Source organism: Luteolibacter sp. LG18 (assembly GCF_036322585.1).
Classification (GTDB): domain Bacteria; phylum Verrucomicrobiota; class Verrucomicrobiia; order Verrucomicrobiales; family Akkermansiaceae; genus Luteolibacter.
The window spans coordinates 598,764-619,294 of record NZ_AP024600.1; the positions used below are offsets into that span (position 1 = coordinate 598,764).

Consider the following 20,531-nt stretch of genomic DNA (forward strand, 5'->3'; position numbering starts at 1 on the left):
GGCATGCGCGCCTGGATGTTCGATGCCGATCCGCGTCGGCCGTGGTTGGCCGCACGCACCACCCGCAGCCTGCACGCCGCAGGGGTCCGTGAGATCCATACGACCGCGCCAGAGGAAGGCCCCGTCCTCCTGATCCGGGCCGGGACCTGGCTGAGGCATCCAGAGTGGTTCCAGCCGCCACCGGACAACGCGCCGGTGCTCTTCGGCCTGCCGCCGTTCAATGCGAAGGATCACCCTTGGCATGACCTGCAAGCCCGGCACGGCGGGAACATCCAGACCACCACCGACCTGCCACCCGCCACATGCGAATGGCACCCGGCGCCCGCCTCCGCCATCGCACGGGTGGAAGGAAAGCCGCTGCCCGCGGGAACCCGGCTGGTGCATTTCCCCGCGCTCGATTTCGCCAGCGCCACCTCGCCGCGGGTGCTGGAGATCGTGACCAGCCTCCAGCATGGCGGGGCCGAGAAGATCGCCGCGGACCTGGCGCGGCACCTCCCCGGCCACGGCCTTGATACGATACTCGCCGTACTTGGCAGCCCGCTCCGCCGATCGTTGGAGGACGCGCCTCCCTTCATCGATCTTTCCCGCGTCCCGCGCGCCGGTCGCGGAGACGCGGTGAAGCAACTCGCGCTCGGACACGGCATCGATGTCCTCCATCTCCATCTCACCAGCACCGAAGACACGCGTGCGCTATCGGCAGTCGGCCTGCCCACCGCGGTGACGCTGCACAACACCGCCCGCGGTTGGCCGGAAGGCTGGGAGACCCTGCGGAAAGGCGATGCCTCGTTGTTCATCGCCTGCTCGAATGCCGTGGCGGAGGAATCCCGCTACCGCCTGCCGGAGATCCCGGTGAGGACGGTCTGGAATGGCATCGAGCCATTGTTGGAATCCTCCCGCCCGGCTACGGAGATATTCACGTTGGTGGCCGTCGCGAATCCGCGTCCCCAGAAACGCCTAGACCGCCTGCCCGCACTGCTGGCAGCCACGCGCACGGCGTTGAAACGCCACGGGCATTCCGGGAACCTGAAACTCATCGTCGCCGGGGAAGCCCCCGAGGAGCATCCGAATGCGATCGCGTGCCTGAAGGACCTCGAACGGCAGGCCCGGTTGCATGGCATCCCGCTCGAGTTCACCGGCGGCGCACGCCCGGTGCCCGAGGTGCTCGCGGAGGCCCACGCGTTCGTCTCCTACAGCGCCCACGAAGGCCTGAGCCTCGCGCATCTGGAAGCGCTTTCCGCAGGCCTTCCGGTGGTGGCCACCGCCGTGGGCGGCACGCCGGAAATCGCGGCCCGCTGTCCGGCGATGCGCCTCGTTGCACCGGAGGCCACTCCGGAGGAATTCGCCGCCGCACTGGTGCCGGTGTTACTCGATCCACCGCCATCCGCCCGCGACAAGGTCTTCCGCGATTTCAGCACCGACCGCATGGCCGCCCGCACCGCCCGGCTGCTGCGACAGGTCGCCTGCCGACCGGATCAACCGGGCGAAACACTCTGGTTCGTCGCCAACAACCTTTCCACCGGCGGTGCCCAATCCTCGCTGCGCCGCCTGATGATGGAACTCCATCACCGCGGCCATCGCGTGCGGCTCGCCCTCCTTCAGGAGTATCCCGATCACCCGACGCCCGGCCGCGAAGCGCTCACTGCCGAAGGCATCAACGTGTTCGTGCCACCGCCATTCGGACAGATCGAAGCCGTCGACTCCGCCGACCGGATCCTCGCGGAAATGGCCGCCGATCCGCCGCGCACGGTCACGTTCTGGAATGCCATTACCGCCTCGAAGTTCCTGATTGCCGAAGGCTTGCCCTTCGCGCGCGTCGTCGACGTCAGCCCCGGCGAGATGTTCTTCGATTCCCTCGACCGCTGGCTACTGCAACGCCCCCCTTCATTGCCGGTGTGCGAACCCACCGATTACGGCCGCGTGCTCGACACCATGGTCGTGAAGTATCACGCCGAATCGCCTCGGGCCACCGCGCTCGGCGTGCCGGTGAAGGTGGTGCCCAATGGCATCCCGCTGCATGCCGTGGTTCCCCGACGCGAACCCGGACCCGTGCTCGTTTTCGGCACGGCCGCGCGCATCAGCCCGCAGAAGCGACTCGGCGATCTGATCGACGCCTTCCGCGACGCCCTGCCGGAGCTACCTCCCTGTGTGTTGCGAATCGCCGGCGGAGTGGAAACCGGAAGCGAGGAACACGCGGCGGAACTACGGACCCGATCCGCAGATCTCCCGATCGAGTGGCTCGGCGATCTCCGCGACATCTCCACGTTCCATGCCAAGCTCGACATCTTCGTGATGATCTCGAATCCCGCCGGCTGCCCGAACGCCTCGCTCGAGGCCCTCGCCTCCGGCCTGTCGGTCATCGCCACCGACATCGGCGGCGCCTCCGAGCAGGTGATCGATGGTGAAACCGGCCGCCTCGTTCCACCCTACGACCCGGCCGCGCTGGCGAAGGCGATGGTCAATCTCGCGCACGCTCCGAACGAACGTGCGCGCCTCGCGACCAATGGCCGCCGCCACATGGAAGCACACTTCAGCCTCGATCGCATGGTGGTGAACTGGCTGGCGGTGCTCACGGGCTGACCGCCAGCCCGCGCCTCATTTCTTCTCGACCACTTCCAGGCGAATCTCGTCCGAGTTCGCGCGCAGCTCCGGTGCATACATCGCCTCCGCCACGGCGGGCAGCGCATGATACTTGCCGGGGGCTTCGGCGCGGAGCTGGTAACGGAGCTGGCTGGTGCCGCGTGGCAGCGAACGGAGGAAGAAGTCCACCGTCTTGTCCCGCGGTTCCATGTAAGCCGAAAGCGCGCCGCCCACGTAGCCACTGAGATCCTCGGTGGCTTCAAAGCCCGCCGCCTTCGCGTCCGAGAAAATCAGATACTCGTAGTCGTTCTTGCTCTCCAGCACGAGCTCCACCTCGATCCGCTCGCCGCTGGCGAGGCTGTCGCCATCCTTGAGTTCCTCGCGGCGGAATTTCTCCACCTTCTGGTTCACCACCAGCCCGGTCTTGTCCGGCACCGCGGTGTCGTTCTGCTCCGGGATGAGGCGGAAGACATGGCGCTCCACCTTCACCTCCAGGCCCGCCTTGCGGAGGAAATCCTCCAGCGAGAACACCTCAAGGTAGGCATTCGCATACAGCGCGCCTTCCCCCTTCCGGCGGAGTTCGATCTGGTGCTTGCCCGCCGCCAGCCCCGCGGCATCAACCGTCACGGTGCCATCGAACGAGAACAGATTCTCCGCATCGATGGAAACCTGGCGCAACACCTTGCCGTCGAGCAGCACCTCGACCTCCATCTTCGGCGCGAGTTCGCCGCTGGCCTTGATGTAGGCGGCAATGGCCTCGATGGCATAGGCGGTGTCGCGCGTCGAGTTCCAGTAGGTCGCGTGCTTGCGGTTGTTGACAAGGTATTTGACCAGACCGCGGGTCTCGGCGGCCTTCGGTTTCACCGCGGCGAGCAGCTTCAGATACCACGAGTGCGCCTCGATCTCGCTGCCATACCAGAACCACCAGTAGTTCCGGTTGCCGAGCTCCAGGTAGTTCGTCTGGTTCTCGTCGTCCCGCTTCAGGAACTGCGCGATGGTGGCCATCACCTCGTCGCGGCGGTCGATGTCCTTCTTGCGATGCAGTTCGAGGCCGAGGAGGCACTGGCCGTAAACGGGCAGGCCGAGGCGATCGCGATGGAGGTAGTTCACCATCTCCGGCGCGTCCTTGCCAGCCTCTCCCAGCACCATCCGGACGAAGGCATCCGTCGCATCCGCGGCGGCCTTCTCATACTTCTTCGAGGGGCCCGGCTTCTTGCCAGCCTTCTCGGCGGCCACGCGGTCGGCATGGCGTTTCAGCGCGGCGATCTCCTTCTTCTCGTAATTCTGAAGCCAGGAGATGCCACGGTTGATCATCCCATCCGGCACATCGGCCCCATTGGCCTTCGCGACCAGCAGACCGTGCACCACCACCACCGTGGTGTGGACGTAGGACGATTCGCGGTAGCCGGAAAACCAGCCCCAGCCGCCATCGGAATTCTGCATCGTCATCAGGCGGTCGATGCCCGCCTTTTCCATGTGCGCCAGCTCCAGGGAATCGAAGACCGGATTACGCTGCCAAATCTTCCAGCGCTCCGCGCGCTCTTTCGGATCGCCGAGTTCCTGCGGATTGAGGTTGTTCCGCTTGGCGCGCACGGCATCGAGGCTGACGCCCAGATCCTGCACCATCTTGCGGGCGATGACCGCGGGCACGAAACGGTTCAAAGTCTGCTCGGTGCAGCCATACGGATAGTCCGCGAGATAAGGAATTGCGTCGACGACTGCTCCGGCCACCGTCGGCGAGAACCGCACGGTGAGCTTGGTCTGATCGACGCGGCGTTTCTCCGGCACTTCGAAGTCGATGACCGCGGAGTCCTTGCCCGGATCGACCACCCGGCTCCACGCGTCCTGCCTGAGCATGCCGTGCACGATCACCGGCAGCGTCTTCTCGATCGCGTCCCCATCGTCGCTGCCCTCGGCCTTCATGCGGACCACGGCCTCGCCTTCCTTCACGGCCTTCACCCGCCAGTCGACGCGGGTCTCGCCCTTCGCGGCGATCTCCACGGTCTTGGTTTCACCGACGATACACTCGGTGGTGCCGCCTTCCAGTTCGAGCGAGACCTTCACCGACTTCGGCGCGTCGTGGTCATTGTGAACCACCGCGCTGAACACCGCCTCGTCCTTCTCCACGAGGAAACGCGGGGCTTCCAAGCGGACGAGCAGCTCCTTCGAGGTGATGATCTCGCCGCTGCCTTCCCCGACACGGGTGCCCGATCCGAGCGCCCACACGCGGGCCTTCCAGGTGGTGAGATTGTCCGGGAACTCCAGCGGAATCTCCGCCTTGCCCTCGGCATCCGTCTTCACCTCGCCGGACCATTTCAACAGGTCGGCGAAGTCCTTGCGAACGAGGATCACCGGCCCTGCCGCTGCTCCGCCCGCCTCCCCGGCCACCGCGCCAGCGACGGAATCCGCGGCCATCGCCTTGGCAGCCGCCATGGGCGCGGGTGCCGCGTCAAACGCGAAGCCGCTCGCAGCCTCGGCTCCCAAGCCGCCCCGGCTCCGCTCCATTCTCCCGCCGAAAGCCTGCCCCTTTGCCTTGCTCATTTCCGCCTCGTCGCCAAAACGCCCGAGCCGCTGCATGGAGTCCCGGCCCTGACGGATGAGGTTCCCCGGGGAATCCGGCACCGAGTCCTGGGTGCGGCCGCCGTAGAACTCCCGCTTCCACGACCAGAAATTCTCACGGATCGGAGTCGCGTTCGGCCCGCCGGTGATCGCCTCCAGCGCCTTGTCGTAGATCGCCAGCGTGAGCGTTCCCTGGAACGGCTTGCCCTCGCCATCCCGGACGGTCACCGCCAGCGCGGATTTCTCACGCGGCTTCACCTTCGGTTTGGCCGGTTCGACGGTCACATCCAGCACCCGGCTCTCCGGCGGCAGCAGGATCTGGCGCACCGCCGTGTGAACGTCCGCGCCATGCACCGTCACTCCCTCGATGAAGATGTTCGGCATGTCATTGCGGGAAAGCGGGATCTCCACCTCGCTGCTGCGGCCATCGAGAATGATCCGCTTCGCCTCGCGTCCCCCACCCTGTTCGGCACGGAGGAACAGCCACACATGGGCGTTGCTGCGATCGCTGTTGACGCGCAACCTCACCTTGTCGCTCGCCTGGTAGGACACCTTGTCGGTCACCAACTCAAGCCCACCGAAATGCCAGTCGTCGCCCGGTTTCTCCGTGCCGTGGACATTGACGATGATCGCGCCCTCCGATGCCTCCCCGCCATTGACGGAGAGCTTCGCCGCAAGCCGGTACTGCCCCGGCGCGGGCGCTTGGAACCTCTGATGGACCTCCCCCTCCGCATCGGTCTTCACCGGCCAGGTGGCGACCTCCTTTTCCTCGATGCGGCCATTCTCCCCGGATGCCAGGCGCAGCAAGCGCAGCGAGCCCTCCGCCCCCACCACCGGCTTGCCCGCGAGCGTGGCCGCGGAAATGGTGGCGGACACATCCTCGCCCGGGCGGGTGTAACCGCGGTCCGCGCTGACGACGATCTCGAAGGGCTTCCGCGCCGCCACCACCTCGCCGCTTCCGGTTTCCTCGCGGCGGGAGGCGTCCGTCACCTTCGCGGTGATGACGTAGCGGGCGTCCATGTCCCCGTGGATCTCCTTGGCCGGGGCGGTATCGATCTCGACCACCGCGGTGCCGTCCTCGCCGATGGCGACGGTGCGCTTGATGACCAGCTCCGGCGGAGTCCAGCGATTCCCCCGGTACCAAGGCGGTGCCGGCGGGATGCATCCCCACGTGCGCCAGCCGGGATGCCACGGAGCCTCCACCCCGCACCACCACGCGCCCTTGCCATACAGCCAGTCCCAGCGCCACAGCGGAAACCAACGCTCGGTCATCGCCTCGCGGTTCACCGTGATCTCGACGGTGGCATTCCGCACCGGAGCACCGTGGAAATAGTTCGCCTTCACCGTGGCGGTGAATTTCTCGCCCAGCCTCACCGGCTCCGCGGGAGCCTCCACCTTCACCTCGTATTCGGGCTTCCGGTATTCCTCGACCCGGAAGGCGATCGTCGCGCTTCCTTCGTTCTGATTGGGAATGTCGAAGCGCGCGTTCCACTGGCCCAGCACCGCGTCCTTCGGCAGGACCGTCTCCACCTCGACCGCGCCGAGCGCATCCGTTTTCAAATTCTCCAGCTTGATGGACTCCTCGCCGCGGCCGTTGGTGAACACCACACGGCCGGTCTTTCCGGCCCAGCGCGATTCATTCACGTCCCCGTAGCCCACCTGCCGCAGCCAGAACTTCGCGTGGATCTTGTCCCCCGCCTTGTAGAGCGGACGATCGGTCACCGCGTAGCCGAGGTCACGGTTCGCGGAATCTTCTCCCGGGAACGGGTAATAGCTCCCGGTGCCGGTGAAGGCCGTGCCACGACCGGTCTTCCGGGCCATGATCGTCCACTGGTATTGATCGGCGAAATCCCCGGCCTTCAACAGGATCTTGCCCTCGCCATCGGTGGTGCGGGTGAAGGATTTCACCAGCACGTTGATGCGCCGCCCCAGCGGCACCTTCCGGTCCAGATACTCGACGCGGTAACCGAAGAACTCGACCTCGGCCTCGGGAACCGGCGCGCCACTGGCCGCATCCGCTAGCCACACCTGTTTCGCTCCCGCGAGATCGTGCTGAACCACCACCGTGTCGACGATCCATACCAGCGTCTCGAAGGTGTTGCCGTTCGTCAGGGTGCCGGTGACGAACCACGCGCCCGGCTTGTCCAGCGGCACCTCGATCTCGGCGCGGGTTTCGCGGTGCTTGTCCCGCGCCACCAGATCCTGCTGCCAAGCCGCGGCGATCTCGCCGAGATACTGCTTCCCCTTCCCCTGCGAGAGCAGGCGGACGATGGCCATCGGCTGGGCGCGCTCCCAATCGAGTTCACCGGGATTCGAGGAAAGGTAGGCTTTGTAGTCGCGCAGGACCGCCTCCATGTCCACCGGGGCCGCCGTCAGCTTCACCGAGCCGCCATTGCGGAAGACAACCGGCAACTTGGGCTTGGTGCCCGCGGGCACGGTCTTGGCCGCCTCGAAGCGCCCCCAGGCCCCGATGATCTGCGCGAGCAACTTCTCACGGGATTTGTCCGAACCCGGGCCGTGCTTGGAAATCACCTCTCTCAGCACCGCTTCCGCCCGGTCATACTGGCGGCGGTCCAGATAGACCCGCACCAAGGCATCTCCCGACGATTCGCCATAGGACGGATCGGCAAGAGCACTGCGATAGAGCGCGATGAAATGCTGGTCCGCGGGCAGTTTGAACCGCCGCACCCCATCGGACGTCTTCGCCAGGCACTCGTCATCCGCCAGCGTGTCCATCTCCAGGATGCCCTTCGCGTTCTCGGGATCGTAGGTCCGCCACCAGCCGTAGGACGCTAGCGAGCCCACTCCGAACTCCGACTCCGCGAACTGGCCGCGCTGATAGGCGAGATAGCCCGCCAGATCCGGTTTCAGGCGCGCCTGCTCCGCCAGAGCGAAACGCCAGCGCTCGCCGTCGTTTTTCGCCGCGTCCCAGGTGGCGGGCACGTCATACAGCACCGGCTTGTCCCCCGCCCACGCGGCCCCCTCGGTGCCACCGGAAGGCCCCTGGTCGTCCCAATCCGGCAACTTGTCGATCGGCGTGAGCGTCTGGAGCTTCCAGGCCTCCCCGCCGCGCCGCAATTGGGTGCCCACCATCGTCCAGGCGTTGATCCGGAAATTCTCATCCCGCGCCAAATCGACCGACTTCTTCACCAATTGCAATCCCCGCACCCGGTCGCGGTAGTCGCAGGAGATCACCTCTCCTGACGAAGCGCCATCGCCTTCGTCGATCGGCTGTGGCATCCCGCGGCGCCCGCCCCGGAAACCACTTCCGTAATACCCCTGCATGCGTTCGAACTCACCCGCCACCAAACGCCCGCCATGGGGCGCGTTCTGCAGGCTCACCCCCGCCGCCAGCAGCAGATGGGGTTCGTCCGGGTGGGCTTCCACCGCCTTCTCCATCAGCGGATCGAAGCCCTTCCAATCATTGAGGCGCTGGATGCAACTCACCGCCTTTTCCCAATCGGCTCCGGAATTCTCATCCCCCACCGGCAGGAGTTTTTCCTCGTAAAGGTTCAGCGCGTCCCGCCAGCGGCCCTTGTCCACCATCGCATCCCGCTCCGCGCGGAGCTTCGCCACATCCTGCCCGAAGGCCCCGGATGCAAAAAGCCACATCCCTGTCAGACTGAAGAACAAGGTTTTCATGAGTTCTCCAGAGTAGACAGCGGTCCGGCCGAAGTCTTGGAAGAATTTGCGACCTTTTCTCAATCGTCCGCCCGGAGAGCCGCGGGGCGTCCCGCTCCTACTCGAAATCGAAGCTCCGGCGCCTCGGCGCGCGCAGCTTGTGGCGGCCGCCGTTCAGCGCGCGGACCGGGTCGAACACCTTGTCCATCCCCGTTTCCTTCACCTCGTAGACGATCGCCATCAGCTCACCGAGCCGTCCCTTCGGAAAACCCCGCTCCTTGAACCACGCCAGGTATTCCGGCGGCAGATCCATCACCGGCACGCCCGCCGGTGGATAGTCCTTCGGACCGAATTTCCCGTAGGGCATGCGTGCCTTGCCGATTTCGGCCAGCAGCCGACGGAAATCCTCACGGTCGATGTCGGTCAGGTCCATGTTCATTTCTAGCGTGGGCAGCCGGGCAATCGAGCCATGAAAACAAAAAGCCCGCGGACGATCGCTCGTCCGCGGGCTTTGGAAAAGGAAGTCTTACTTCTCAGCCTTCGGAGCCGCGCTGGCCTGGTGGGCCTTCAGCGCCGATTCGGTCTGGCCGTCGAACCACTTGTCGAAGGCCTTCACCGGCATCACTTCCATGGAGCCGATCATGTTGCCGTGGCCTTCGCCGCAGAGCTGGCCGCAAACGACGTAGGTTTCGAGCGTCTTGACCGGGGTGAACCACATCGGGATCTCCTTGCCCGGGATGGCATCCTGCTGGATGCGCATCGGGATCAGCGAGTAGTTGTGGATCACATCCTTGCTGGTGACGTTCAGCACCGCCGGCTTGTCGACCGGCAGCTTGAGGATCGGGCTGGTGAAGTCATCGGCCGCGTTCGGGTCGTTGAAATCGATGCCAAGCTCGTTGTTGCCGGAGATCAGGTGCGGGTCGATACGGCCGAACTTGCCATCGGCACCGGCGTAGTGATAGGTCCAGCCGAACTGCCAGCCGACGACGCGGACGCGCAGCGGGTTCTGCTCCCGGACGTGATCCCAGTCGTCCACGCGGTCCGCCCAGAGCGGGAACGCGAAGCCGAGGAGAAGGACTGCCTCGATGATCACCACGCCAACCTCGATGTGGGAGGAGATGTGGTTCTTCACGCCTTCATAAGACGCCTTCGCGTTGCGGCGGTGCCAGAAGCGGAACAGGCAGAACAGGAAGAACAGCGTCCAGCCCACGAAAAGGGCGATCATGAACCAGTGGACCACGTCGATGAGGTGGTCGACCTGGCCGCCGTGGGCGGAGAAGCATTCCGGGATGCCGAGAAGTTTGGAAGGACTCATGCTGGAAAGGAGAATCGAAAGGCTTGAGGGAAAATCAGGACTGGGTGGAAGGAGCGACGTAGTCGTCGCAAAGCTCCGGATCGAGCTCGGCATTCCCCCGGCGGATCAAGCGCGCCAGGAGGAAGACCACGCCCCCGAGCACCGCGAGGATCACCACCAGGAGGAAGAAGATCGACCAACCGGCGGCATCGCCACCGCCTTGGGCCATATTGACCTGGCAGGTTGCACACGCGATGAGGGACATGGGAGCGGAATGGATGGGGTTCAGTTCAGAGGACGAGCTTCTTCGCCTTGCGGTAGAAGCACACGCCGTAGATCGGCATTCCGATCAGGCCCACCAAACCTACCACCCCGAATCCCACCGTCAGCGGGCTCCGGTCCGCCGAAGCCCAAAGCCCCCAAACCGCGAGGAAACCGAACAGCAGCGTGCAGACGGTCACGAAGACGATGTGGAAGGCTCGAAGGGACATGGCAGGTGAAGGTAAGGCCGGATGGCCGGAATCAAAACGGGAAAATCAGTCGTGCTGACCCACGTAGCCGGCTTTGGCTCCGGGGAAGAACTTGTCGTGGATCGGGCTGAAGTACGCCAGCGCCGTCAGACCGGCCAGCGAGGCGGCGGTGACGAAGCTGCCGAAGAAGATCCAGTAGATCGCCTTCTTCTCGTGGTTGAGGTGCATGAAGATCGCCGCCACCAGCGTGGCCTTGATCGTCGCGATCAGGAAGCCGAGCAGGCAGTCCGCCGTGTCGAAGCCGTGCTTGCCGATATCCAACACCTCGGTGGTCGCCACCTTGTAAGTGAGATACGTGCCAAGGAACAGCACGCCGCCGACCAGCAGGTAGGACTTGACCTTCTTTTTGATGTCTTCGGGAGAGTCAGCCATGGGAATCTGAAACTTGGTGTTCTGGAACAGGTTGAGGTGGCCGTCTTACATCAGGTAAAGCAGCGGGAAGAGGAAGATCCAGACGAGGTCGACGAAGTGCCAGAACAGGCCGCCGACTTCCACCCGGTTGGCAAGCCACTCCGGATTGCTGAGATACATCTTCTTGCCGAAGAACAGGTAGTAGGCGAGCACCAGCGCACCGCCGATGACGTGAAGGCCGTGCAGACCGGTCATCGTGAAGTAGATCGCGTAGTAGGTGCTCCATGCGGGAGCGAACTTCGAGGAGAACGCCACCTGCTCACGCGGCACCTCGAGGTGCGGGAAGGTGTGGTTCTGCTCGCGGGTCTCGTAATCCGGACCCTTGATCTGCTCTGCGAAGGTCGGCATTTCCTCGCGGTCGGTGCGGGGCTTGCCCGCGGCCTTGGCGGCGAAATCCTTCCACTCGATGCGGTAGCGCTCCGTGAAGGTGGGCTCGCGCTTCGGCGTGGTGGTCGGCAAGCCGGTCTTCTCGTCCTTTTCGAAACCGTATTTGTCCTTCAGGTGCTGCTCGAGCTTGGCGATCTCGCCCTTGTGCCATTCCCAAGCTTCCTTGAGCTCCTTGCTGTTGGCGAGCAACCAGGACTTCTCGACGGCGACGGCGGGATCCTGGCCCTTCTCCTTCGCCTTCATGGCGAGGTAGCGGAAGTCCACGGCGTCCACGTAGTGGAACACCATCGGGCTTTCGAGGAGCTTGCCCTCGATCGTGGTGTCGTCGCGGAGGCGGCTCTGGGTCGCGCCTTCCTTGATGTCACGCGGCTTGAACTCGAGCTTGGTGGCCGGCTCGACCTTGAAGGCCACGCTTGGGGCCTCGGTCAGCAGCTTGCCTTGGATCTTGGCCGGGTCGATGTTGACCTTGTCGGCCATCTCCCAGCCCCGCTTGTGCGGATTCTCTTCCTTGGCGGTGGCCCACTCGGCGCGAAGCGCGTCGGCGCGAACGGTACCATTGTTGGTGCGGGCCGCGACGTGGAGGTCGGCGATCTTCTCAAGAAGGTCGATCGTGAGCGGCGTGCCGGCGGCGAACACCTGCTCGCCGCCCTTGGCCTGGAGCTTCAGCTCGGACGCGAGCGTGATCTTGGCGTGCTCTTCCTCGGCTTCCTTCAGGATTTCCTTCACCCAGTCCTTGTGGAAGCGGACGGTGTTGAAGGTCAGGCCGGCGGTTTCGACAAAGATGCGGTCTTCCTCGATCTTGCTGCCATTGTGGTCGAGCAGGTAATCGGACTCCTGGATCTTCCCGTGTGGATCGACACCCGGCTTCAGTTCGCTGCCAAGGTGACCTTCGATCACCGCACCGTCCGGCATGCGGAGCGCCTGGTGATGGAACTTCACGTTGTACTCGATGCCCTTGAGCACCATGAACACGCACGCGCAGAGGATGGTGAAGCCCATGTAGGCCTGGAACTTGCCCCACTGGCGGAGCTTCAGGGAGGCCCAGGCGAACACCACCGTCACCGAGGAGGCGATGAGCACGAAGGTGTTCACCAGACCCGGGATGACCGGCAGGGCGCGTTCCGGCCACGGATAGTCCGCGCCGATGCGCAGGAAGACGTAGGCGGAGAAGAAACCGCCGAACAACATGACTTCGGACGCGAGGAACAGCCAGATGGCGATCTTCGAGTTGATGAGGCCCGTGTCCTTGCGGGGAGTAACGACGTAGGGAATTTCCATTTCGCGTGAAACGTGGGAAGTGGGAGGGCGGGCGGCGGATCAGTGGTGGGCCGGGCTCTTGGCCGGTTCGCCATCGGGGCGCTTCGGCTCGGTCCACTGCGGGAGGAAGTCCTCGTCGTGGTCCGGACGGTTGTATTCATACGGGCCGCGGTAGATCGCCGGCTCGAATTCGAAGTTGCCGTGTCCCGGAGGCGTCGGGGTCGCCCACTCGAGGGTGGTCGCGTTCCACGGGTTGTCGTTCTCGACCTTGCGGCCGAGGAACTTCGCGCCGAAAAGGTTCAGGATGAAGGGAATTTGCGCGACGGCGAGGGCCCAGGCGCCGGCGGACATCACGATGTTGAGATCGATATACTCATGCACCGTGTTGCCGAAGACGTTCACGCTGTCCTTCGCCTTGGCGAGGTAGGCGTCGCCACCGTTGTACCAGCGGCGGTGGAAACCGGCCATGCCCTGCACCAGCATCGGGAAGAACAGGACGTTCATGCAGATCAGGCTCGGCCAGAAGTGGAGGTGGGCCAGCTTGCGGCTCATGTAGCGGCCGGTGATCTTCGGATACCAGTGATACACACCGGCGAAGAGACCGAACAGGATGCCCGGAGCCACCACGTAGTGGAAGTGGCCGATCACGTAGTAGGTGTCGTGCAGGTGCAGGTCAGCCAGGTTGAAGGCCAGCGGCAGACCGGTCAGACCGCCGATACCGAACATCGGCAGGAAGGCGCAGGCCCACATCATCGCCGGCTCGAAGCGAATCGAACCGCCCCACAGCGAGATGATCATGGCGGTCAGGAGGATCACCGACGGCACCGAGATCAAGACCGTGGTGGTCTGGAACCAAGTGGACACCGCGGCACCCATGCCCGTGAGATACATGTGGTGCGCCCACACGATGAAGGACAGGAAGCCAAGCGTCAGCACGCCGTAAACCATGGACTTGTAGCCCCACAGCGGCTTGCGGGTGTAGACCGGGATGATTTCCGCCACACAGGCGATGGCCGGAAGAAGGAGCACGTACACCTCCGGGTGGCCCAGGAACCAGAAAAGGTGCTGGAACAGCAGCGGCGAACCGCCACCGGAGAGCTCGGCGAGGCCTTCGGTCTTGGTGTAGAGACCGGTCGGCATGAAGAAGGACGAGTGGGCCACACGGTCCATCAGCTGCATGATGCCGGCGGCTTCAAGCGGCGGGAACGCCAGCAGGAGCAGGAAGCCGGTCACGAGCATCGCCCAGACGAAGAACGGCAGGCGCATCCAAGTCATGCCGCGGGCGCGCAGGTTGATGATCGTGGTGATGAAGTTCACCGAACCGAGCAGCGAGGAGGAGATCAGCAGCACGAGACCGACCAGCCACTGGGTCTGGCCCGCCAACCACTGGTTGACGATCTGGCCGTCCGCGAAACCGGCAAGCGGCGAGTAGTTCGTCCAGCCGGACTTGGCCGCGCCGGATTCCATGAAGAAGGAACCGCACATCACCAGGCCACCGAGGAGATAGAGCCAGTAGGAAGCCATGTTCAGCTTCGGGAACGCCATGTCCGGCGCGCCGATCTGGAGCGGGGTGACGTAGTTGCCGAAGGCACCGAAACCGAGCGGCACGATGCCGAGGAACACCATGATGGTGCCGTGCATGGCACCGAACATGTTGTAGGTCTCACCCGTGATCTTGCCGTCCTGCAGCCAGCGGGCCTTCCAGGTGTCGCTGAAGAAGATCCCCATGAACTTTGGCAGGGGCTCGTGCGGGAAGGCAATGCTCCAGCGCATCATCATCATCAGGTAGAACCCGAAGAGGAGGAAGGCCATGGCCGTGAGGCCATACTGGAGACCGATCATCTTGTGGTCGGTCGAGAAGACGTACTTGCTGATGAACCCCGGATTGTGGTGGTGATCATCGTGATGGGCGTGATCGTCGGTGTGGGCGTGAGCGCTCATGCGTGGTGGCAAAGGTGCGGGGTTTCCTTACTTGGCCGCAGCCGGGGCGAGGGTGACGGGGTCGACCATCGTGTTGGGATCGAGCTTTTCGCCCGGAAGGTCTTTCTTGTGATCGGAGTTCAATTCGTCGGCGTCGACCTGCTGGCCGGCCTTGGCGCGCTTGGCCGAGGCATCCATGCCGGCCTTGGCCATGTCCGCGGTGACGATGTCGCCGACGGAGTTGCCGACGTTGTTCCGGAGGTAGGTCAGTAGGCAGCCGAGGTCCTCGGGGGTCATGCCGCCGCCCTGCGGGGGCATGCCGGCCGCGCCGTAGGCCTTGCCAGTGCTGGTCGGGCCGTGGAGGCCGTTCAGGACGATCATGGCGAAGCGCTCGGTCGGGCCCTTGACCCACTCCGAACCGGAGAGGGACGGGTAGTTCGCGCCGTCACCCTTGGCATCGGCACCGTGGCAGCCGTTGCACTTGGCGGAGTAGATCTTCGAACCCTTGGCCGAGTAGGCCTTGATGGCAATCACGGGAAGCGGACCGCTGTCACCGCCGCCCGGCTCGGGAGCGCGGACATAGCCTTCGCGGAAGGTGGAGTCGTAGGAGAACAGCTTGCCGCTGTTGTTCAACACGGCACCGGCGGCGAGGCCGACGAGCACCAGGATGAAGATGAACCAGGGCGCGATCGGATGGTTGCCGTTCTCGCCGAGCTTGTTCTCGCGGGCGGCCGCGGCGATCTGGCGCGCGATGCGGCCGTGGGTCTCGGTCACATTGATCGATTCCTCGAGATCGGGCTTCTGAAGTGGATCGGACATGTCGGAAATAGGCTGGAGAGGATGGGGCGGCCGGCGGTTACTTCTTCTCCGCCTTCTTCGGCGAGAAGTTCAGGGAAGCGGGGACGACGTCGTCCTTCTTGAGCGAGAGCAGGTAGGAAACCAGATCCTTGGCGGCCGGAGTCGGCAGGATCTCCGAGTCAGCCTTGGATGCCGGGAACGGCAGCGCTTCTTTCGAAACCGCACCCTGCACCTTGCGCTCCTCGAAGAGGAAGCGGAACGACGGGCAGGCGGACTTGCGGCGGTCCACCGCGGCCTGCGGGTTGTAGAGGTGGGCGTAGAGCCAGGCAGCCGGGTCGGAACCCTTCGCGTAAACCGATTCCACGCGGCGGCCGAGGTTCGAAAGGTCCGGACCGAAACGGGTCAGGCCGATCTGGGCGAACTTCTCATACTGGAAGTCGTAGGCGTTGGTCTCGCGGCGGGTGTCGATGCCCTCGCCGTTGTCCTTCAGACCGCCCCAGTCGGCGCGGTAGAGATCGTTGCCGGCGTAAGTCGGGCGCACCACCTGGGTGTGGCAGACGTAGCAGCCGTTCTCAGCATAGACCGCGGCACCGTTGGCCACACGGCCGGCGCGCTTCGGATAGTAGAGGCCTTCTTTCGTGTCCACGCCTTCCTTGAACGAGATCGGCTGGAGATCACGCATCTTGAAAAACGGGACGACTACCACGAACAGCCAGGCGAAGCCGAAGCTGGCGGAAAGGCCGAGGACGAATGAGCGGAAGGTCATGGAAATGGAGAATTTCGAACTTCGGGGTCGGGAATCCGAAACAGGGATCAGTGGGCGGCGGCGTGGCCGGGACCGGCGTTGTCGATGTCACCCTCCGGGCCGTGCGGGCTGCCGTGGTGCCCGTCGATCAGCAGCGTCGGGTGCGACGAGCGGCGGCCGAGGCGGAGCCACATCAGGGTGAGGTGGAAGAAGAAGAAGATGTTCGAGAGCAGGATCGCGATCCAAGCCGCCGTGGTGAAGATAGCGTAAGGGAACGCGCGCTGGGACACGAACTGCCACGGGCTGCGGAACTCCTCCTGGCCGAGGCCCTGCTCGTAGCCGCCGAACAGCGCGACCAGCACAATGATCGCCAGACCGTAGGACGAGAGCACGAAGTGCGTCTTGATCAGGCGGCGGGACAACCACTCGCGGCGGGTCACGCGCGGCACGATGAAGTAGATCGCGCCGAACATCACGAAGCTGAAGAATCCGTAGAGGCCGAGCAGGTCGAAACCGTAGCCGGAAAGAGAGAACTGCGCCACCGACTGCACCGAGCTGAGGTTCAGGAACACGCAGGCGATGCCGAACAGGAACAGGCCGATCAGACCGCCGACGGTGAAGCGGAGGCTCGGGCTGTGGATGAACGTGTCACCGGCACGGGCCGCGGTGGAGATCAGGTTGAAGGCCGCGGCGAAAGCCGGAATCGCGCACAGGATCGTGGCGGTGGCACCGAGATACGGCAGGAAGTAAGGGATCGGAGCGCCGGTGAGCTTCTGCATGCCCGCCCACGGGGCGATCACGGCGAGCGACCAGAAACCGATCTTGGCGAGCGTGTAGCTCATCACCGGACGGCCGGTGACCTTCGGAACGAGGTAATAAGCGGCACCGATGCCGACCGGGAGGAAGAACAGCAGCAACAGCGCGGAGCGATACCAGGCATTGATGCCGGCCGCCATCACCGGGTTGCCCGGCAGGCAGTGAAGGATCACGTTCGCGGTGAGGAAGATCCACGGGAACCAGATCATCGCGCCGAGCACGAACCACTGCGAAACGTAGGTGTGGCCTTCCGGGCGGACCTTGAACTGGACCAGCGACCAGATTGCGATCGCCGAATAGCTGACGAACAGCACCGGCCAGGCGAAGGCCGGGAACTCCATCCACGGCATGCCGCTGCCGAAACCGGCGAGGATGCCCACCGTGCCGCAAAGCACCGTGAAGTTCCAGACGTGGCCGGCGGTCAGGATGATCCCGGCGGCGCGGCACTCCTGGCGGGAAAGGCGGGACATCAGCCAGATCATCGTGCCGAAGGCGGCCTGCGCCCCCCAGCCATAGACGAGGGTGTTGACGTGGGCCGGGAACACACGGCCGTAGGTCAGCCAGCTCGCGCAGGACAGGAAACCCGGGCTGTGGGTCTTCGCCGAGGAAATGATCCCGAGCAGGATCGAAACGGCGAGCCACGCGGCGGCGCTGGTGAAGAAGAACATCACCGGATGGCGCAGCGAACGGTCGATCGACGCGCGCAGGAAGGCGTCCTTGTCCGGGGTGTTGGGAGTGTCTTGGGACATCGCGGGGAAAGTGGGAGTTCTCAGCGGGAAAACGTCAGGGCTTGATCAACTCGGCCTCGGTGAGCGGCGGCTTGCCGACTTCGCCACGCAGGGCCTTGACCTGCTCGGGCGACACGGCGGACGCCTTGTTGCCGAAGCTGTTGCGGAGGTAGGTCAGAACCGCGGCGATCTGCTCGTCGGTCTGGAAGTTCTGGGCCGACATCATCGGGATCGTCGTGAACGGCTGGCCCTTCACGGTGATCGGGCCCTGCAGGCCGCGGAGCTGGATCAGGATCAGGTTGGAGACCGGACCGGTCACCCATTCGGAACCGGCGTGAGCCGGACCGGCCGGGCCGCCTTCGCCGTTCTGGCCGTGGCAGGCCGCGCAGAGCATGTACTGGGCCTTGCCAGCCGCGAGGACCGCCGGATCGATCGGATCACCGTCCTTCACCATCTTGTTGATCTCTTCAAGATTCACCGCCGGAGCACCTGGCTTTACCTTACCCGGAACCGGGGTCGTGGTCGCCGCAGGCTTCGCGGCAGCGAGGTTCTTGCCCACGTATTCAAAGACGTCGTGCGGCGGCACCTGGACCTTCTTGCCTGCCTCGATCTCCTTGTAGCCAAGGGCCGCGTCCTGGGCGGCGAAGATCTTGCCCTTCGTATCGTAGCGCTTGGCGGCGGCAGCGTCCTCGAGGGTGGCCGGATCCTCGTGCTTGAAGATATAGATCACGCCGAGGAGGACCAGGAACAGCACGAACGTGATGCTGCCCCAGACCAAGGCGGAGAACCGGGCGAGTGGATTGTCGCGGTTGTAAGACATGTGAGGAGGTGAGCTGGAAATTCCGTTCGCGGGATCAGTTCGAGATGTTCGCGGACTCGAGGATGCGCGGGTCGCGGTGCGGGTAGAGCGCGTGCTGGCCCATGGCGCGGAGGAAGAAGAACAGGAAACCGGCGCCGACGGTGACGAAGGCGATGATGTCACCCACCCAGGCATTGGGGATCGTCGGCTGGATCTTGCCGAACACCGCCGGATCGATGTTGCCGAGCGAGATGCCGCGCTCCGGAATCGTGATCAGGTAATGATCGAGCACGTGCATCACCAGCGTGTAGATCGCAATCCAGGCGAGGGCATTCCAGTTGCGCTTCCAGCGGGACTGGAGCAGGGCGACGAATGGGATCACGAAGTGGCCGAAGACCAGGCAGACCATGCCGGTGTTCCAGCCGCCGGTGTTGCGGATCAGGAAGTACTTCGTTTCTTCCGTCACGTTCGCATACCAGATCAGGAAGAACTGGGAGAAGGAGACGTAGGCCCAGAAGATCGTGAAGGCGAACAGCAGCTTGCCCTTCACGTGGAAGTGCTCCTCGTGCACGACGTGCTTGAGGTAGCCATTGTTCTTCAGCCACACCGCCGTGAGGATGATCACCGCCATCGAGTTCAGAGCGGAACCGGCAAAGAGGTAGACACCCCACATCGTGGAGAACCACGTGTAATCCTGGCCCATCAGCCAGTCGAAGCCGGCGAAGGTGATGGTGATGGCGAAGATGATGAAGGTGTAGGTGGAGTGAAAGCGGGCCTTGAACAGGCGCCAGGTGCCCGGGGAGTCGTCCTTGTCCTGGTCGGTGGACAGCTTGCGCATGCCGATGATCACCGCACCGAGACCGACGAAGTAGAAGAAGAAGCGGCCGTACCAGAACGGGATGTTCATGTAGAACATCTTGTTGTAGAGCAGGTGGTCGTGGTGATGGAGATACTCCTTCACGTCACCGGTGGCGGCGCGATGGGTGTTCATCCACTCGAAGAGGTAATGCTGCACCTGCGGCAGCGCCAACGGCAGCGCGAAGATCAGCAACCACGGCAGGGTCGAACCCAGGTTCTCGAAAATACGGCGGACCGACGTGCCCCAGCCGGAGTTGGTCACATTGTGGAGCAGGGTCCAGAAGCAACCGCCGATGGCGAGGGTAAAGAAGAAGAAGACCGCGAACACCCAAGAGTAGGAGTAGCTGCCTGCGATCTTCTGGAGGGCAGGCTTGTCCCCGAAGAAGAGGACGATGTAGCTGGCCAGCGTGCCGAGCGCCATGATGGCGAGGCAGATGGTCTTGAGCTTCGAAACCTTCGCGGGATCGAGGTGCTCGCCGTTGACGGGGATGTCGGCGGAAGTGACGTGGTGGTCGGACATTTCAGTCGTGGGAGAATCGTTACGTTACTTCACCTGGCCGGCGGCCTTGGCGGCATCGAAAGCGGGTTTGACAGCCTCGTAGGGGGCTTCCTTGGCGGTTTGCAGGGCGCGGACGTAGGCAATGATCGCCCAGCGGTCGCGGATCGGAACGTTGGCGGCGTAGGAACCCATGTTGCCCTTGCCCTTCGAGATCACCTCGAACATCTGGCCATCCGGGTAGGTGGCGGCCTTGAGCATGTGCAGGTTCGCGATGCCCGGCACACCGTACTGGCCGGTGATGCCCTGGCCGTCGCCGGACTTGCCGTGGCACGGCATGCAGTAGATCTGGAAGCGTTCCTCGCCGCGGCGCAGGAAGGCGGCGGCATTGGTCTCGGTGAGCGTCAACTCCTCGGGCATGCCGGTGCCGTAGAAATCACCGACGTGGCCGGTGTAGTAGTAGCCCGTCTGGCCGCCGAACTCGGGCTCGGCGATGCCGCCGATCTCCTTCACGCCGTCCTCGTTGAAGCCGCGCGGCTGCGTGCCGCTCACCGGCTTGCGGGCACCCTGGCCATCCGCGAAGAACGCGTCCGGCTTCTGCGGGCGGAGCTTGTCCTGCTCCTTCATGTCCGGGAAGATCCGGATCGGAGGGCTGGAGAACTTCTGACCGCGGAATCCGAAGATCCCGACGACGAGAAGCGCGATGATCGCGTAGGCTAGGAAGAAGTAGCGCAT

General features: G+C 64.2%; 15 protein-coding genes. 1 reads left to right on the top strand and 14 read right to left on the bottom strand.

What is annotated here, in order from left to right:
* Positions 1-3 precede the first annotated feature (3 nt).
* Entirely contained in the window at positions 4-2,577 is a 2,574-nt protein-coding gene (locus llg_RS02460; protein ID WP_338287960.1) for a glycosyltransferase family 4 protein, read from the top strand.
* Positions 2,578-2,592: 15 nt separating this feature from the next.
* Here llg_RS02460 and llg_RS02465 read toward each other — a convergent pair whose 3' ends face one another.
* The 14 genes from llg_RS02465 to llg_RS02530 form a co-directional block, all read right to left on the bottom strand.
* Positions 2,593-8,778, bottom strand: a complete 6,186-nt coding sequence (locus llg_RS02465; protein WP_338287961.1) for an MG2 domain-containing protein — start codon at positions 8,776-8,778, stop codon at positions 2,593-2,595.
* Positions 8,779-8,875: 97 nt separating this feature from the next.
* Positions 8,876-9,190: a DUF3820 family protein gene (locus llg_RS02470; RefSeq protein WP_338287962.1), complete on the bottom strand. Its 315-nt coding sequence runs from the start codon at positions 9,188-9,190 to the stop codon at positions 8,876-8,878.
* Between the two features lie 93 nt (positions 9,191-9,283).
* Positions 9,284-10,072: a cytochrome c oxidase subunit II gene (locus llg_RS02475; RefSeq protein WP_338287963.1), complete on the bottom strand. Its 789-nt coding sequence runs from the start codon at positions 10,070-10,072 to the stop codon at positions 9,284-9,286.
* Positions 10,073-10,106: 34 nt separating this feature from the next.
* On the bottom strand, positions 10,107-10,316 hold the full coding sequence (locus tag llg_RS02480) for a hypothetical protein (protein WP_338287965.1): 210 nt from the start codon (positions 10,314-10,316) through the stop codon (positions 10,107-10,109).
* A 25-nt stretch (positions 10,317-10,341) separates the two neighbouring features.
* A complete protein-coding gene (locus llg_RS02485) occupies positions 10,342-10,542 on the bottom strand; it encodes a hypothetical protein (RefSeq protein ID WP_338287966.1) in 201 nt (66 codons plus the stop codon).
* Positions 10,543-10,587: 45 nt separating this feature from the next.
* Entirely contained in the window at positions 10,588-10,953 is a 366-nt protein-coding gene (locus tag llg_RS02490) for a cytochrome C oxidase subunit IV family protein (protein WP_338287967.1), read from the bottom strand.
* 45 nt (positions 10,954-10,998) lie between these two features.
* Positions 10,999-12,657 (bottom strand): cytochrome c oxidase subunit 3, encoded by a 1,659-nt coding sequence (locus llg_RS02495; protein WP_338287968.1) that lies wholly within the window; start codon positions 12,655-12,657, stop codon positions 10,999-11,001.
* A 39-nt stretch (positions 12,658-12,696) separates the two neighbouring features.
* Positions 12,697-14,577, bottom strand: coding sequence for a cbb3-type cytochrome c oxidase subunit I (locus llg_RS02500; protein ID WP_338287969.1), 1,881 nt, complete (start codon positions 14,575-14,577; stop codon positions 12,697-12,699).
* 27 nt (positions 14,578-14,604) lie between these two features.
* Complete coding sequence (locus llg_RS02505) at positions 14,605-15,375, bottom strand: cytochrome c (RefSeq protein WP_338287970.1); 771 nt, start codon at positions 15,373-15,375, stop codon at positions 14,605-14,607.
* Between the two features lie 37 nt (positions 15,376-15,412).
* Positions 15,413-16,120 carry a cbb3-type cytochrome c oxidase subunit II gene (locus llg_RS02510; RefSeq protein ID WP_338287971.1) on the bottom strand — a complete coding sequence of 236 codons (708 nt, stop codon included), beginning with the start codon at positions 16,118-16,120 and terminating at the stop codon, positions 15,413-15,415.
* A gap of 47 nt (positions 16,121-16,167) precedes the next feature.
* Positions 16,168-17,664, bottom strand: a complete 1,497-nt coding sequence (locus llg_RS02515) for a cbb3-type cytochrome c oxidase subunit I (protein ID WP_338287972.1) — start codon at positions 17,662-17,664, stop codon at positions 16,168-16,170.
* A 34-nt stretch (positions 17,665-17,698) separates the two neighbouring features.
* Positions 17,699-18,463: a cytochrome c gene (locus tag llg_RS02520; RefSeq protein ID WP_338287973.1), complete on the bottom strand. Its 765-nt coding sequence runs from the start codon at positions 18,461-18,463 to the stop codon at positions 17,699-17,701.
* Positions 18,464-18,497: 34 nt separating this feature from the next.
* The gene (locus llg_RS02525) at positions 18,498-19,820 is read right to left on the bottom strand and encodes a hypothetical protein (protein ID WP_338287974.1); all 1,323 of its coding nucleotides are present in this window, start codon (positions 19,818-19,820) and stop codon (positions 18,498-18,500) included.
* A gap of 24 nt (positions 19,821-19,844) precedes the next feature.
* Positions 19,845-20,531, bottom strand: coding sequence for a cytochrome c (locus llg_RS02530; RefSeq protein ID WP_338287975.1), 687 nt, complete (start codon positions 20,529-20,531; stop codon positions 19,845-19,847).

Excerpts from the sequence above, each read along its gene's own strand:
- llg_RS02460 (WP_338287960.1), top strand. The coding sequence starts at position 4 with ATGCGCGCCTGGATGTTCGATGCCGATCCGCGTCGGCCGTGGTTGGCC.
- llg_RS02465 (WP_338287961.1), bottom strand. The coding sequence starts at position 8,778 with ATGAAAACCTTGTTCTTCAGTCTGACAGGGATGTGGCTTTTTGCATCC.
- llg_RS02470 (WP_338287962.1), bottom strand. The coding sequence starts at position 9,190 with ATGGACCTGACCGACATCGACCGTGAGGATTTCCGTCGGCTGCTGGCC.
- llg_RS02475 (WP_338287963.1), bottom strand. The coding sequence starts at position 10,072 with ATGAGTCCTTCCAAACTTCTCGGCATCCCGGAATGCTTCTCCGCCCAC.
- llg_RS02480 (WP_338287965.1), bottom strand. The coding sequence starts at position 10,316 with ATGTCCCTCATCGCGTGTGCAACCTGCCAGGTCAATATGGCCCAAGGC.
- llg_RS02485 (WP_338287966.1), bottom strand. The coding sequence starts at position 10,542 with ATGTCCCTTCGAGCCTTCCACATCGTCTTCGTGACCGTCTGCACGCTG.
- llg_RS02490 (WP_338287967.1), bottom strand. The coding sequence starts at position 10,953 with ATGGCTGACTCTCCCGAAGACATCAAAAAGAAGGTCAAGTCCTACCTG.
- llg_RS02495 (WP_338287968.1), bottom strand. The coding sequence starts at position 12,657 with ATGGAAATTCCCTACGTCGTTACTCCCCGCAAGGACACGGGCCTCATC.
- llg_RS02500 (WP_338287969.1), bottom strand. The coding sequence starts at position 14,577 with ATGAGCGCTCACGCCCACACCGACGATCACGCCCATCACGATGATCAC.
- llg_RS02505 (WP_338287970.1), bottom strand. The coding sequence starts at position 15,375 with ATGTCCGATCCACTTCAGAAGCCCGATCTCGAGGAATCGATCAATGTG.
- llg_RS02510 (WP_338287971.1), bottom strand. The coding sequence starts at position 16,120 with ATGACCTTCCGCTCATTCGTCCTCGGCCTTTCCGCCAGCTTCGGCTTC.
- llg_RS02515 (WP_338287972.1), bottom strand. The coding sequence starts at position 17,664 with ATGTCCCAAGACACTCCCAACACCCCGGACAAGGACGCCTTCCTGCGC.
- llg_RS02520 (WP_338287973.1), bottom strand. The coding sequence starts at position 18,463 with ATGTCTTACAACCGCGACAATCCACTCGCCCGGTTCTCCGCCTTGGTC.
- llg_RS02525 (WP_338287974.1), bottom strand. The coding sequence starts at position 19,820 with ATGTCCGACCACCACGTCACTTCCGCCGACATCCCCGTCAACGGCGAG.
- llg_RS02530 (WP_338287975.1), bottom strand. The coding sequence starts at position 20,531 with ATGCGCTACTTCTTCCTAGCCTACGCGATCATCGCGCTTCTCGTCGTC.